This window comes from Candidatus Thiothrix sulfatifontis (assembly GCA_022828425.1).
Lineage (GTDB): Bacteria > Pseudomonadota > Gammaproteobacteria > Thiotrichales > Thiotrichaceae > Thiothrix > Thiothrix sulfatifontis.
The window spans coordinates 812420-827341 of sequence record CP094685.1; the positions used below are offsets into that span (position 1 = coordinate 812420).

Annotated in this window: 10 protein-coding genes; all 10 read right to left on the reverse strand. The window is 54.2% G+C overall.

Annotated features, from left to right (window positions below; genetic code table 11):
- Positions 1-23: 23 nt before the first annotated feature.
- The 10 genes from L3K52_04120 to xdhA are packed head-to-tail and all read right to left on the reverse strand — an operon-like array spanning position 24 to position 14849.
- Positions 24-2882, reverse strand: coding sequence for a DEAD/DEAH box helicase (locus L3K52_04120; protein ID UOG92922.1), 2859 nt, complete (start codon positions 2880-2882; stop codon positions 24-26).
- A gap of 59 nt (positions 2883-2941) precedes the next feature.
- Positions 2942-4189, reverse strand: a complete 1248-nt coding sequence (locus L3K52_04125) for a putative DNA binding domain-containing protein (protein UOG92923.1) — start codon at positions 4187-4189, stop codon at positions 2942-2944.
- A 14-nt stretch (positions 4190-4203) separates the two neighbouring features.
- On the reverse strand, positions 4204-5526 hold the full coding sequence (gene guaD / locus L3K52_04130; protein ID UOG92924.1) for a guanine deaminase: 1323 nt from the start codon (positions 5524-5526) through the stop codon (positions 4204-4206).
- A 59-nt stretch (positions 5527-5585) separates the two neighbouring features.
- On the reverse strand, positions 5586-6692 hold the full coding sequence (locus L3K52_04135) for a BMP family ABC transporter substrate-binding protein (GenBank protein UOG92925.1): 1107 nt from the start codon (positions 6690-6692) through the stop codon (positions 5586-5588).
- Positions 6693-6707: 15 nt separating this feature from the next.
- Positions 6708-7637, reverse strand: a complete 930-nt coding sequence (locus tag L3K52_04140) for an ABC transporter permease (protein UOG92926.1) — start codon at positions 7635-7637, stop codon at positions 6708-6710.
- Positions 7634-8704 carry an ABC transporter permease gene (locus L3K52_04145; GenBank protein UOG92927.1) on the reverse strand — a complete coding sequence of 357 codons (1071 nt, stop codon included), beginning with the start codon at positions 8702-8704 and terminating at the stop codon, positions 7634-7636. The genes L3K52_04140 and L3K52_04145 overlap by 4 nt, the downstream gene beginning before the upstream one ends.
- Positions 8694-10229 carry an ABC transporter ATP-binding protein gene (locus L3K52_04150; GenBank protein UOG92928.1) on the reverse strand — a complete coding sequence of 512 codons (1536 nt, stop codon included), beginning with the start codon at positions 10227-10229 and terminating at the stop codon, positions 8694-8696. Before L3K52_04150 ends, L3K52_04145 begins: the two co-directional genes overlap by 11 nt.
- Complete coding sequence (gene xdhC, locus L3K52_04155; GenBank protein UOG92929.1) at positions 10226-11068, reverse strand: xanthine dehydrogenase accessory protein XdhC; 843 nt, start codon at positions 11066-11068, stop codon at positions 10226-10228. Before xdhC ends, L3K52_04150 begins: the two co-directional genes overlap by 4 nt.
- Positions 11065-13368 (reverse strand): xanthine dehydrogenase molybdopterin binding subunit, encoded by a 2304-nt coding sequence (gene xdhB, locus L3K52_04160; protein ID UOG92930.1) that lies wholly within the window; start codon positions 13366-13368, stop codon positions 11065-11067. The genes xdhC and xdhB overlap by 4 nt, the downstream gene beginning before the upstream one ends.
- Complete coding sequence (gene xdhA, locus L3K52_04165; protein UOG92931.1) at positions 13365-14849, reverse strand: xanthine dehydrogenase small subunit; 1485 nt, start codon at positions 14847-14849, stop codon at positions 13365-13367. The genes xdhB and xdhA overlap by 4 nt, the downstream gene beginning before the upstream one ends.
- Positions 14850-14922: the final 73 nt, after the last annotated feature.

Consider the following 14922-nt stretch of genomic DNA (forward strand, 5'->3'; position numbering starts at 1 on the left):
AATTTTAACCATTAACAGGTAGGCTACACCAACTCCCACGCAATCGTAAATAACACCTGTTCTTCCACCCGCTGCTGCAAGCGGTCTTCCAGTTCTGTGATCAATTCATTACGCTGTTCGTCGATGTCATCTTGCCGCCGGAACAACTCACGGCGGGACTTGCTACGTTTGGTTTCCAGTTCGCGCTGGCGTTTCTGCCAATGCAGCTTTTCATCCAGTGTAGGCGCAATCGCAGCGGTACGGCGCACTTCCTTGATTTCGCGGTCAATATCCTTGATTTCCTGCTCCAGCCCCAGCTTGAGGTCATCCGCCCAGCCATCGAGCTTTTGCACTTCCTGATCGAAATAGCTCAGGTTGCGGTCGTTGATTTCACGCAATAAGGCATTTTTACGTTGTTCAAGGTCGTGTTGCAGCAATGGACTGTCAGGTAAATCTATCGGTGTCGCCATAACCATTGCCGGGATGCGTAACAGTTTGTCGGGGTCATCCAGTTCCAATATATTGCCATTACGGTCAATCGCCGCCACCAGCAAATGTTGTTCTTCCTGTGCCAGTGCGGAAACCGTCAATAACCGCACTTGCAAAATGCCACTCGTACCACGGAAGTTTTCCAGTGTTGCCAGCCTTGCCCCATACGCTGCGTAATCAAAACGCAAACGGGCAGGTGGCAAATGGATTTTTTTGGCTTGAGCCAGCAACCATTCCGCCAGTGGATGCCCCAAACGGTAGAGGTGCGCCTCCCCGGAACGGCGTGGCAATTCATAACGTCCGAGTGGCACTTGTCCTTGTAAGGCCGAGGTAGGCAGGCTTTGCAGGTTGAAACCGTTGTCACCACTGAATTCAGCGTGGGTAGCGAGTGCGGTACTGGTAAAATCCATCAGCATCCGCTCGTAACGGCTGAGGATGGTCTGACTGTCATCCGCGTGTTTCTTCAGTTTGGCGTGGACTTCTTCATCAAAGTTTTCGAGCAACAACTGGCGGGTTTGTGTCATCGCTTCCGAGATTTCACCTGCCAATTCTTGTTGGAGTGCGGCAAAGCTGCTGCGAATTTCTTCCGGTTTGCGGCACGTTTGGTAGATACGGGCAATGCGGCGTTCAAAGTCTATACCCGAACCAATTGCGCCCAACACTTCATCACTAGCACCGAAAACACCTTCAAAAAGCTGGAATTTCTGCGCCAACAATTCATACACACGCTTATCGGCCTCATTGCTCAAATCGACAAAGTTGACCACCACGACATCGTGTTTTTGCCCGTAACGGTGGCAACGCCCAATGCGCTGCTCAATGCGTTGGGGATTCCACGGCAAATCGTAATTGATCACCAGTGAACAGAACTGAAGGTTGATACCCTCCGCCCCCGCTTCGGTGGCAATCATCACGCTGCCCTCTTCGCGGAAGTAATCAACCAGCGCGGCACGGGTATCTGCCGTTTTCGAGCCGCTAACCTTATCCGTACCGGCATGACGTTGCGTCCATGCCTTATGGATTTGCTGGGCTTGGGTGTCGCTGTTCGTACCATTGAACAACACCAAGCCTGCACCGTAAGAGGTGTCCCGTAACAGGTTTTGCAGGTAGCTTTGGGTGCGTTTGGATTCGGTAAAAATGATGGCTTTTTTTGCCGCACCCAAGCGTTCCAGTTCCTTGAATGCCTTACCCAGTGCCAACAACAGGGCTTGTCCCTTGCTGTTGTCACGAATCTGATCGGCTTTTTCCTTGAACAGGCGTAGTTCTCCCATTTCTTGCTGGATAGCTTCGCGGACGTTGAGTGGCTTGTCGTTTATCTGGTCTTCGTCATCCCATTCCTCGGCGGTTTCATCCAGTGCCTCATAGTCGTCATCCAATAGCGTTGAATCCAGCTTGTCCGGGTCATCCAGTGTGGCTTGCAAACGGTTTGCCATCGTTTCCAATGCGCCCGCAATCGCATGGGTAGACGAGGCCAACAGTTTCCACAACACCAGTGAAATCAGTTGGCGTTGACCATCAGGCAAGGCTTGCAACTTGGGGCGGCGCAAATACTCGGCAACCAAATTGGAAAAATCCCGCTCATCCTGTGTCGGCGTGAACTCTTCCAGAATCGGAATGCGTTTGGTGTAAGGAACGTATTGCTGGACTTGTCGCCGTAGGGTGCGTTTACAAAACGGGCTGATACGGTTACGCAGGTTTTGCAGCGTCGTTTCGCGGTTGGCTTGTCCAAACTGAGTACGGAAACTCTCCAAATCACCAAACACCCGATCATCAATCAGGCTGACCAGCCCATACAGTTCCAGCAAGGAATTTTGCAACGGAGTGGCGGTCAGCAGGATTTTGGAATGGACATGCGCCAATGTTTCCTTGAGGGTGCGGGCAATGACATTCCCGGTTTTGTAAACGTTGCGCAGGCGGTGCGCTTCATCCATCACCACCAAATCCCAATCTACCGCTTTTACGTCTTTAGCCTTGCTTTTGGCAAATTGGTAAGAGCCGATAATGATGTGGTCAGTATTATCAAACGGATGCCGAGTACCCGCCTTTTGCAAGGTGTTGTAGTTTTTGCTTTCCAACAGCAAGCAAGGCAAGCCGAATTTATCCTGTAACTCCTGATGCCATTGTTTGCGTAGGTTGGCGGGGACGATGATTAATATCCGGCGTTTGCGTTCTGCCCAGCGTTGCGCAATGACTAGTCCCGCTTCGATGGTTTTTCCCAAACCGACTTCATCCGCGAGGATCACGCCTTTGGATAAAGGGTTTTCGTAGGCAAACAAGGCAGCTTCAACCTGATGCGGGTTGAGGTCGATTTGGGCGTTCACCAAGGTCGGGGCAAGGGATTCTAGGGAGTTGCTGGCGGCATGGCGCGTGAGTTGCCATGCGTAGTATTGGGATTGGTGAGGAGTCAGTCGCATGATAGCTCGGCTTTAGATGTCAGGCGTAGAGTATAGCTGAGGATTTGTCTATCTTCACTTCATGATGTTTCGGCAGTCGGCAACGCTTGTGCATAAATGGTTAGGCACAGTTCCAGATCACTGATCGACTCGTATTTCGGCAATTTACCAGACAATCTCTCACTTTCCCGCAACAGCATTTCCACGCCGAAACCGCGCCTATCCATCAGGTAGCTTTTGCCCAAACCGACTTCATCAACCGGGTAATAACGCGAAAACAGGCTGGCGAGAATTTCGTTACGCGGCACAGACAAACGGCTCATCGACTCCAAAGACAAGGTGTTAGGCAATGCGCCCGGTGAATGGATTTCCAGCCTGTCCGCGAACATAAACAAGCGGATACGTTGCGCGTGCAGGGAATAATCCCGATGTGCGACAGCGTTCACAATCGCCTCAAACACTGCGCCCAAATGGTATTGCGGGTAATCCACACGCCCCAAAGGTTTACGTGCCGCCGTGGTCATGTTACGACGCACAAAGTGGAAAGCATCCAGTATTTGCCTATCCAATGGCCCCCGAATCTCCTGCGCATCCAGTTGCTCATTCGGATCATTCCGCAAGCCGCTATGGGCGACGGCAAGAATTTCAGCATTACGTAACCATTTGGTTGGATCTAACGTACAGAGCAAGACCCCCGCAATGGTGGGCAGGACTTCACTCTCACGATTGTCAATCAAATGCAGCCGTGCCAATTGGGTAATCACATCACCTTGGTCGGGCTTGAGAAAACGGCGTAATAACAATGCGTCAAGATCATCGAAACTAGCTTTAGGGACGACTTGTTCCTCAAATCGCACAATCCGCGCCTGACTGCGTTGCTGAAATAAACGCGCCAACATATCCGGTTGCATTTCACGTTTGGCGTGACCAATGCGTTTGAAATAGCCATTCGCACTTTGATGTACCCACAAACTGCGCGGCACTTCCACCACGATCACGGCTTGTAACTGCCCTTGTGTATCCGGTAGTTCGATGTGGTGGGTGACAACTTCTAGCGGTGGCTTAATACGATCCGTGCAAATGGCAGTTAGCCATGTTTCCACTCGATCCAGATGTTCGGCAGGAATCCCCGTGACAGCACGGGTTTTATCGTCGACCCCAAACACCATCAAGCCACCATTGGCGTTCCCCATTGCCGCCAATTCATCCGATAAACCATCAGGATGCGGCTCAAGATTTTTACCAGCGTCTTTAATATGAATCTGTTTGAGTTCCAGCGTGGAATCTTCGCCCAAACGAATGCGCTGCATGAGGTGGGTGAGGTTCATCGGTCATCTCCAAGCTATTTTGACGCAGTATAGCCTATGGATGCCTCCTCCCCCATAATCCATGTTTTGCTAACCACCCGATCATCCCCCAACATCATCAGCACAAATAGCAATTCCGCAATATCCTGACAATGCCGCAAACGCCGTTCCAGCAACGGCGTTGCCTTGGGGTTCAGCAACACAAAATCCGCCTCTTTACCGGGGGCGAAATTGCCAATCTTGTCATCCAGATACAGCGCCTTTGCCCCGCCCAGTGTTGCCAGATACAGCATTTGGAATGCTGACAGCTTGTTGCCACGCAATTGGGTAACTTTGTAGGCTTCGTTAGCGGTTTGCAGCAAGCTGAAACTGCTGCCGCCGCCCACATCCGTGCCCATGCCGACCCGGATTCCATGCGCCTTAGTATCCATCACATCAAACAAACCGCTGCCGATAAACAGGTTAGACGTGGGGCAAAACGCCACTGCCGCGCCCGTTTCCGCCATGCACTGCTTGTCCGCTTCATCCAGATAAATGCAATGCGCCATCACGGAACGCGGTTTCAACAAACCATGCTGGTGATACACATCCAAATAGCTGCGGCTGTCGGGAAACAGTTCCTGCACCCATGCCACTTCCGCCCGGTTTTCCGCAACATGCGTATGCAGGTAAACATCAGGAAATTCCTGCAACAATTGCCCCGCCTTGCTGAGTTGCTCAGGTGTCGAGGTCGGGGCAAAACGCGGTGTCACCGCGTAAGACAAACGCCCGCGCCCGTGCCACTTTTCAATCAATGCCTTGCTGTCCTGATACGCACTTTCCGGGGTATCTTGCAGATAATCCGGGCAATTGCGATCCATCATCACCTTACCAGCAATCATGCGCAGGTTACGGGTTTCGGCAGCGGCAAAGAAAGCGTCCACCGATTCGGGATGCACCGTGCCGAATACGCACGCCGTCGTCGTACCATTACGCAGCAATTCCCCCAGAAAGAAATCAGCCACTTCGCGAGCATGGTGCGGGTCAGAAAATTGACGTTCGGTGGGAAAAGTATAAGTTTCCAGCCATTCCAACAATTGCTCGCCATAAGACGCAATCATGTCGGTTTGCGGGTAGTGAATGTGGGTGTCGATCATGCCGGGAATGATCAAATGATCGGGGAATTCCAGTAATTCGCAGCCTTCCGGCAAGTGTGGCAGTAACGCGTTGGCAGCCCCTACCGCACGCACATAACCATTTTCCACCAACAGAATCCCGTCCGCAAAATACTCAACGGCAGCAGGCACAGGGTTCAATTCATACCCCGGCTCATCCAGCAAGTGAACGATAGCAGCCCGAAACGCTTTTACTTGAGTCATGGTAGTTGCTCTCTTATCCCCTCTCCCCTTGAGGGAGAGGGTTAGGGTGAGGGGTCTTCTTACTTCGGCAATTTGCCCGTAATCCCTTTCACATAGAAATCCATTTTCGACATAGCTTCATCCGACATATTGCCGCCAGCAGCAACGATTTCCTTGCCGTCCTGATCAACAACTGGCCCCGCAAATGGGTGCAAACTGCCATCCTTGATCTTGCCTTTAGCGGCTTCCACCTTGGTTTTGACATCAGCAGGAACCGCATCGCTCATCGGCGCTAAATCCACCATGCCATCCTTGATACCGCCCCAGATGCTGCCCGGTTTCCACGTACCATCCAATTGGCTTTGCACTTGCTTGATGTAATAGTCACCCCAGTGATGGGTAACAGCCGTCAAATGCGCATCCTTGCCGTATTTGGACATATCGGAATGGTAGGCGATGGCGTATTTCTTCTTTTCCTGTGCCGCAATCACCGCAGCGGTGGAATCGGTATGGTGCGTAATCACGTCCGCGCCTTGGTCAATCAGGGTATCCGCCGCTTCACGCTCCCGACCCGGATCGAACCACGAATTCACCCACACCACATTCATCTCGATTTTCGGATTGACACTCTGCGCCCCCAGCATGTAGGCATTAATCCCCTGCAATACTTCGGGGATAGGGAACGCCGCCACATAACCCAGCTTGTTATCCTTGGTCATTGACCCCGCAATCATGCCCGCCAAATAACGCCCTTCGTAAAAACGCGCATTGTAATTGCCCAGATTATCGGTCGTTTTGTAACCTGTCGCGTGTTCAAAATGCGTATCCGGGAATGTCTTGGCAACTTTGAGCATCGGGTTCATGTACCCAAACGATGTGCCGAAAATCATCTTGTAACCGCTACTCGCCAGTTCACGGGTAACACGTTCCGCTTCTGCACCTTCTGGGATAGTATCCAATACCTTGACTTCGATTTTGTCGCCGAACTTTTCCTCCAATGCTTTGCGCCCGGTGTCATGCTGGTATGTCCAGCCAGCATCCCCAATCGGGCTGACGTAAATGAAACCGACTTTGAGCTTGTCTTCAGCCTGTGCCGTGCCCAACAGCAGCGAACTGGCAACCAGTAACGACCCCAGCAAAGTTTTCAGCCGTGGGTTGCGTTGCGTAGTGAACGGGTTTGTCATCATCAATCTCCTTGTACGTTAATGAACTTCACGATGGAAAGCCTGCCCCAATGACGCGGGGGCATTCAGGCGAATAGTCTTGGCATTGCGTGAAATCAGCACCAACACCGCAATCGTTGCCAGATACGGCAACATCGACAGAAACTGCGAGGGAATATCCACCCCCAGCCCCTGCACGTGAAACTGGGCAATGGTCACGCCGCCAAACAGGAACGCGCCCAACAGCACCCGCCCCGGTCGCCAAGTGGCAAACACCACCAGTGCCAGCGCAATCCAACCGCGCCCGGCAGTCATGCCTTCCGACCACAACGGGGTATATGCCAGTGACAAATACGCACCGCCAATCCCCGCCATTGCCCCGCCAAACAGCACCGCCAGATAACGAATGCGAATCACCGGATAACCCAGCGCGTGTGCTGAAGTCGGCGATTCACCAATCGCCCGCACAATCAACCCGCCCCGACTGTGATACAAAAACCACACCAACAGCGGAAACAGCAGCAACGCCAGATACACCAGTGGGTCATAGCTAAACAGCAATTGACCCAGCACCGGCAAGTCACTCAGCAGCGAAATATGCAGGGATTTGATGCCTTCCAACGCCACACTGCTGTATGCCTGCCCCATATACGCACTCAAACCGATGCCGAAAATCGTCAAAGCCAACCCAGTTGCCACCTGATTTGCCATCAAAGTCAGGGTGATGAACGCGAAAATCAGCGCCATCAACATACCCGCCCCAGCACCCGCCAACACCCCCAGCCACAATTGCCCGGATTCGGCAGCCACCATGAAACCGCTGATTGCGCCGACAATCATCATGCCTTCCACGCCCAAATTCAGAACACCGGATTTTTCCACCACCAGCTCGCCCAATGCGGCAAAAATCAGCGGCACACCGGCGGTAATCGTCGCCACCAGAATCAGAATAACGGTATCGGCATTCATGCTTTGCTCCCCCACGTCGGTGTCAGGCGAAAATGGATTAACACATCGGTTGCCAGCAAAAAGAACAGCAGCAAGCCCTGAAACACACCACTCACCGCAGCGGGCAGCGCCAATTGCATTTGTGCCGATTCACCGCCCAGATACAGCAGCGCCATTAACAGGCTGGCCAGCAAAATACCAATCGGATGCAAGCGCCCTACAAACGCTACAATGATCGCGGCAAAGCCATAGCCCGGTGACAGCGGCATACTCAATTGCCCGATAGGCCCTGCGATTTCATTCATCCCCGCAATACCAGCCGCCGCCCCGCCCGTGAGCAAACCGATCCAGATCGTGCGTTTGGCATTGAACCCAGCATAATCCGCCGCCCTAGGCGCAAGCCCCGCTACCCGCATTTGAAACGCCACCACGCTCCAGCGCATGAACACAAACACCATCACCAGCGCAATCAGCGTTAGCCAAATGCCCGCATGGGTGCGCGTGCCTTCCAACATAATCGGCAGAATCGCTGATTCAGTAAACTGCCGGGATTGCGGAAAACCAAAGCCATCCGGGTCGCGCCAAGGCCCATGCACCAACCAACTCAGCAACAATTGGGCGACATACACCAACATCAAACTCACCAGAATTTCGCTGGTATGAAAACGGGTACGCAGTAACGCTGGAATCGCCGCCCACAGCATTCCACCGAGTGCACCCGCCATGAGCATGAGCGGTAAAACCCACAGGCTTTCAGTTTCGTAAAACCACAAGGCTACGCCACCAGCGGCAATCGCGCCGATGGTCAATTGCCCTTCCGCGCCGATATTCCACACATTGGCGCGGAAACCGACCGACAAGCCCAAGGCTATCAATGCCAGCGGCGATGCCTTAATCAGCAATTCGCCCAAGCCGTACATATCATTGATAGGTTCGATGAAAAACGCATGAAATGCCTTGATCGGGCTTTGCCCCAGCAAGGTGAAAATGACCATGCCGACTAACAACATCAGCGCAATCGCCAGCAACGGCGACAGCCAGACCATGCGCTGGGATGGTTGCGGGCGGGGTTGCAGTTTAAACAGCATGATCAGTATCCTCCGTGTGTGCAATCAAACTGCCACCGCCCATCAGGATGCCGATGTCTTCCAGCGTGGTGCTGCGGGCATTCATGGCCGGTGACAAGTTGCCATCGTGAATCACCGCAATGCGGTCGCAAATTTCAAACAATTCATCCAGCTCTTCGGATACCACCAGAATCGCCACGCCATCCTTGCGCAAATTCACCAGCGTTTGGCGGATAAAGCTGGCAGCGCCCACGTCCACGCCCCATGTCGGTTGCGCAATAATCAGCACCTCCGGTTTGAGCAGCAATTCACGCCCAACGATGTATTTCTGCACATTGCCACCCGACAAGCTCTTGGCTTCGGCATGGTCGCCTGAGCATTTGACACTGAAGCGATCAATGCAATGGCGTGAAAAATCCCGCATCCGTTTGTGGCTAATCATGCCCGTGTTCGACATGCCGTCTTCATGCCCGGTGAGCAAGGCATTGTAAGCCAGCGACATGGCGGGAACCGCACCACGCCCCAGCCGTTCTTCCGGTACGAAACGCAGCCCCAGCTTGCGGCGTTGCGCGGGGTTTAAGCGTCCGGCGGGCTGACCCTTGATGAGAATATCGTTGGCGTGTGGGGACGGTTTTTCACCGCTGAGGGCGTACAGCAATTCCTGCTGACCATTGCCGGAAACGCCCGCAATACCGAAAATTTCCCCGGCTCGCACGCTCAGGTTGATGTCGTGCAAATCGGTGCCAAACGGATCTTCTGAAACCCGCGACAGTTGTTTGACCACCAAGCGTTCTGCACCGTCGGTGCGGGCGGGGGCGTGTTCACACACGGGCAGTTCTCTGCCGACCATCATTTCAGCAAGGCTTTTGGCGGTTTCCCGACGCGGGTCGGCTTCACCGCTGACGCGCCCCATGCGTAATACGGTGGCTTTGTGGCAAAGTTCGCGGATTTCTTCGAGCTTGTGGCTGATGTAGAGGATGCTGCATCCTTCATCCGACAACCGTCGCAGCGTTTCAAACAGTTTGCGCACCGCTTGCGGGGTCAGCACGGAGGTGGGTTCGTCCATGATCAGCAATTGCGGGTTTTGCAATAGGCAGCGCACGATTTCTACCCGCTGGCGTTCACCGACGGACAGGTCGTGTACCAAGCGGTGCGGGTTGAGGGGCAAACCGTAACTCTCGGATACTGCTTCGATTTGTTGCGCCAGTGCTTTCAGGTTTTGCTTGGCATCCATTGCCAGTGCAATGTTTTGGGTAACACTGAGGGTGTCAAACAGCGAAAAATGCTGGAATACCATGCCAATGCCCAGCTTACGGGCTTGCGCGGGGCTGTGGATATTGACTGGCTCGCCGTTCCAGAACATGTCGCCCTTATCGGGTTTGACCACGCCGTAAACTGCTTTCATCAGGGTGCTTTTGCCTGCGCCGTTTTCACCCAATAGCGCATGAATTTCACCGGGCATCACGGTGAGGTTGATGGCTTCGTTGGCAATCACCGAGAGGTAATACTTGCTGATACCGCGCAATTCGAGGCGGGGTGCTGTCATAGCGGGTTCTCCTGTAGGTGAAGTGCCAGCAATTGCGCGGCGACGGCAAGGGCAATGTGGGCAGGCTGTTTACTGCGGATTTGCGCAATACCGATGGGGCAAACGAGGCGTTCCAGCGTTGTATGGCTATACCCTTTATCCAGCAAGTGCTTGCGGAATTTGCCGAGCTTGGTTTGCGAACCGATCAGCCCCAGAAAGCGGAAACGGTTGTGGCGCAAGGCGGCATCACAAATTGCCAAATCCAGCGCGTGATCGTGGGTCATCACCAGCAGGTAGGCGTTGTCTGGTAAGGCTTCGATCAAGCTGGCAGGGTTGGGGGCGATATAGGCTTTGGCATTGGCGGGCAATTCGGCGGGGAATTGTGCTTCCCGGCTATCCACCCAATACAAACGGCAGGGTTGTGTTGCCAGCACAGTGGCGAGTGCTTGCCCGACATGCCCCGCGCCGAATAGCACAATCGGGAACTGGTTGGCGTTGATGGCATCGGGGTGTTGCCATTGCTTAGGGTCAGTGCAGTATTCGTAGTTGATGTGGACGCGCCCGCCGCAGCATTGACCAAGCGTCGTGCCTAGGGTGAATTCGCGTTGAAGTTGAAGAGGGCGTATGCAATACGCCCCTACGAAGACCGTCCCCTGTAGGGGCGTATTGCATACGCCCTCTTCACGCTCTGCTTCCGCCAACAACGCCCGCGCCTCTTCCATCACCTGTTGTTCGAGCTTCCCCCCACCAATACTTCCCAATGATTCCTGTGCGGCAATCAGCATGTAAGCCCCGTTTTCACGCGGTGTTGAACCTTGCGTATCGGTAATACGGGCAATGATGAAGGCGGCTGGAATCATGCGTTGTCCTGCATGGTGTCACGCACCGCTTGCACCGCATTCAGAATCGCTTCCGGTGTTGCCGGTGCTTGCAATGGCGGGCGGCAACAGTAATCGCCGACGCTGGCAACCGCATCCCGCAGCGCAAAAAACACCGACATCGCCAGCATTAGCGGCGGTTCGCCCACCGCTTTGGAACGGTAAATGGTGTGTTCCACATTGGCATTATTGTCCAGCAGCTTCACATTAAACTGCGCTGGAATATCCCCTGCCACTGGAATTTTGTACGTGGATGGCGCATGAGTACGCAAACGCCCGCTGTTATCCCACCACAATTGCTCAGTAGTCAGCCACCCCATACCCTGAATGAAACCACCTTCGATTTGCCCAATATCCAACGCCGGATTCAGCGATTGCCCGACATCGTGCAAAATATCGACGCGCACCACCCGATTTTCGCCCGTCAAGGTGTCGATAATCACCTCAGACACAGCAGCACCATACGCAAAATAATAGAACGGTCGCCCCGTCATGGTTTGCGGGTCGTAATGGATTTTCGGGGTACGGTAAAAGCCAGTCGCGGAAAGTGAAACGCGGTTAAACCATGCCTCGTGTGCCAATTGCGCGAAACTTACCGTGCGTGTGCCGAGATGGATTTGCCCGTCCTGAAACACAATGCTGGCGGCATCCACCCCGTAGTGGCTGGCGGCAAATTCGGTGAGGCGTTGTTTCAAGGTACGTGCCGCATCTTGCGCTGCCATGCCGTTAAGATCCGAACCGGAGGAGGCCGCCGTTGCCGACGCATTCGGCACTTTATCGGTACGGGTAGCGGTGCAGCGGATTTGACTGAGCGGAATTTGCAATGTTTCCGCCACCACTTGCGCCACTTTGGTGTACAAGCCTTGCCCCATTTCCAGCCCGCCGTGATTGAGCTGTACCGAACCGTCACTGTAAATGTGCAGCAATGCCCCCGCCTGATTGAAGAAGGTGGCGGTAAAGGAAATTCCGAATTTGACGGGGGTGAGCGCCATGCCTTTCTTCAACCAAGGACTGCTGCGATTGAACGCAATAATGTCGGCGCGGCGTTGCTGGTAGTCGGCACTGCTTGCCAGTTCATCGACAATGCGTTGGATAATATTGTCCTCGACCGCCATGCCATACGGGGTTTGGCTACGCACACCGTTTGTGCCGTAGAAATTGGCACGGCGCACCGCCAACGGGTCGCATTGCAGGTAACGCGCCACATCGTCCAACACGTATTCAATCGCCATCATCCCTTGCGGGCCACCAAAGCCACGAAACGCGGTATTCGATTGCGAATTGGTTTTGCAGCGGTGCGAAACAATATCCACATGCTCCAAGTAATAGGCATTGTCGGCGTGGAACATGCTGCGGTCATTCACAGGCCCCGACAGGTCAGCGGAAATGCCGCAACGGGAGGCATACACCAGCTTCACCGCTTGCAGCAGCCCCGCGTCATTGAAACCCGCTTCGTAGTGAATGTCGAAACAATGGCGTTTGCCAGTGATGGTAATGTCATCGTCCCGATCCAGCCGCAATTTCACCGGGCGTTGGGTTTTCAGTGCCAGCAAGGCGGCGATGCTGGCGAACAGTGCTGGTTGGCTTTCCTTGCCACCGAATGCGCCACCCATGCGACGGCATTCCAGCACAATGTCTTTTTCGGTCAGCCCCAATACGCCTGCGAGGGTTTTTTGGTCGTGGTGCGGGTGCTGGGTAGAGCTATAGATCAGCACATCGCCGTGTTCACGCGGCAAGGCGAAAGCAATCATGCCTTCCAGATAAAAATGTTCCTGCCCGCCCAACTGAAAATGCCCGCTGAGGCGGTGGGGGGCTTGTTGCAGGGCGGTTTCGGGTTGCCCGCGTTGCAGGTGTTTGCTGGGCAAGACGAATTGCTGTTGCTCGATGGCGTGTTGGATGTCGAGGTTGTGCGGCAGGGTTTCATACTCGATCACAGCCAAACGGGCAGCGCGGCGGGCAGCTTCGACAGAAGTGGCAGCGACGGCGAAAATGGCTTGCCCAATGTATTCCACCGTGTCGGTAGCGAAGATTGGCTCATCCTGCATGACTCCGCCAAGGTTATTCGCACCGGGAATGTCAGCGGCAGTCACCACGGCGATGACGCCCGCTGCTTGACGAACTGTATCCAGATTGACACTGCGCAAGCGGGCGTGGGCTTGTTGGCTGATGCCAATGGCGGCGTAGAGGGTATTGCGGGGTTCGGGTAGGTCATCGGTGTACTGTGCCGCACCAGTGACATGCAATTCGGCGCTGTCGTGTTTGATAGGTTTGCCAACGCTCATGCTGCTACCCCCGTTGCGTATAAGGAAAGCGATTCGCAGGTGGTTTCCAGCAGGCATTTCAGCAACAGGTTTTTCGCCACACTCATGCGGTAGGCAGCGGAAGCCCGCATATCGCTCAGGGGTTGAAAGTCTTGTTCCAGCGCGTTCATGGCTTGGGTGACGCTGGCTTGATCCCATGCTTGCCCGATCAACGCGGTTTCGCAGTGGGTGGCGCGTTTGGGAATGCTTGCCATGCCACCGTAGGCAATGCGGACTTCAGTGACGTGCTGTTGTGCATCGAGTTGAATCTGGAAGGCCGCACACACGGCGGAGATGTCTTGCTCAAAACGTTTGGAGATTTTGTAGCAGCGCAGCAAGCCAGTTGCCGCATTCGGCAAGGGAATTCGTACGGCTTCCACCAATTCACCTGCTGCCAAATCTTTCTGTTGGTAGCCCAGATAAAAGGATTCCAGCGCCAGTTCGCGGGTATTCGCGCCTTTACGCAGACGGATACGCGCATCCAAGGCAATCAGGGCGGGAATGGCATCACCGATGGGCGAACCGTTGGCAATATTGCCGACCAAAGTGCCCGCATTGCGAATCGGTAGTGAGGCAAAGCGTGTGTGCAGTTCGGTCAAATGCGGGTAGTGTTGGTTGAGTGCCTGAAAAGCGGCTTGCAGTGATACCGCAGCGGCGATTTCCAGCCAGCCATCTTGTGTGGTGATTTGATCCAGCCCGGCGACTTTGTTCAGGGAAATCAAGGTGGGTAAATCGCGGTGTTGTTTGGTAATCCACAAGCCTACATCGGTTGCGCCAGCCAGTAAGGTGGCATCGGGATAGCGTTCCAGCAAGCTGGCAAGTTCGCCAAAGGTGGTGGGGGCGCAAAAGCGTTTGCCGTCGTGTTCCAGTAACAGGCTGTGGGGTTGTTGCGCCCATTGCGTCAAAGTATTGATCAGCGTTGCTTCGGCAAAATCATCGTTTGGAAATGCGTGGGCGTATTCATACATGCGTTCCCCTGCCTCCAGAATGGGACGGTAGCCGGTGCAGCGGCACAAATTGCCGGACAGGGCTTGGCTGATTTGCAGGCGGCTGGCATTCGGCTGGTTCTGGTACAGGGCAAACAAGGACATGACGAAACCGGGGGTACAAAAGCCGCATTGCGAGGCATGACAATCGACCATCGCTTGTTGTACCGGGTGCAATTGTTTACCAAGTTGCAAGCTTTCCACGGTAAACAGGGCTTTGCCGTCCAGCGTTGCCAGCAACTGGATGCAGGCATTCACAGCGCGGTAACGCAAGCGCCCGTGTTGCAAGTCGGCGACCACCACGGTACACGCACCGCAATCGCCTTCGGCACAACCTTCTTTGGTTCCCTTGCGGTACAGGTGTTCGCGTAGGTAATTGAGCAAAGTGGTATCGGGGGCGAATGGCGGCGGGGTGTGCGCTTGCCCATCGAGCATGAAGGTGATGCTGTGTTTGACTGTTACCTCGCCTGCATTCATTCCCTGTCCTCTGCTAAGAAGGGAGGGCAGAAGATTCTGCCCCCAACGACTCGAAGAAAAATTTACACGCTAC

What these genes read in the sequence shown, in the direction of transcription:
- L3K52_04120 (UOG92922.1), bottom strand. Translation starts at nt 2,882, where the DNA reads ATGCGACTGACTCCTCACCAATCCCAATACTACGCATGGCAACTCACG.
- L3K52_04125 (UOG92923.1), bottom strand. Translation starts at nt 4,189, where the DNA reads ATGAACCTCACCCACCTCATGCAGCGCATTCGTTTGGGCGAAGATTCC.
- guaD (UOG92924.1), bottom strand. Translation starts at nt 5,526, where the DNA reads ATGACTCAAGTAAAAGCGTTTCGGGCTGCTATCGTTCACTTGCTGGAT.
- L3K52_04135 (UOG92925.1), bottom strand. Translation starts at nt 6,692, where the DNA reads ATGATGACAAACCCGTTCACTACGCAACGCAACCCACGGCTGAAAACT.
- L3K52_04140 (UOG92926.1), bottom strand. Translation starts at nt 7,637, where the DNA reads ATGAATGCCGATACCGTTATTCTGATTCTGGTGGCGACGATTACCGCC.
- L3K52_04145 (UOG92927.1), bottom strand. Translation starts at nt 8,704, where the DNA reads ATGCTGTTTAAACTGCAACCCCGCCCGCAACCATCCCAGCGCATGGTC.
- L3K52_04150 (UOG92928.1), bottom strand. Translation starts at nt 10,229, where the DNA reads ATGACAGCACCCCGCCTCGAATTGCGCGGTATCAGCAAGTATTACCTC.
- xdhC (UOG92929.1), bottom strand. Translation starts at nt 11,068, where the DNA reads ATGATTCCAGCCGCCTTCATCATTGCCCGTATTACCGATACGCAAGGT.
- xdhB (UOG92930.1), bottom strand. Translation starts at nt 13,368, where the DNA reads ATGAGCGTTGGCAAACCTATCAAACACGACAGCGCCGAATTGCATGTC.
- xdhA (UOG92931.1), bottom strand. Translation starts at nt 14,849, where the DNA reads ATGAATGCAGGCGAGGTAACAGTCAAACACAGCATCACCTTCATGCTC.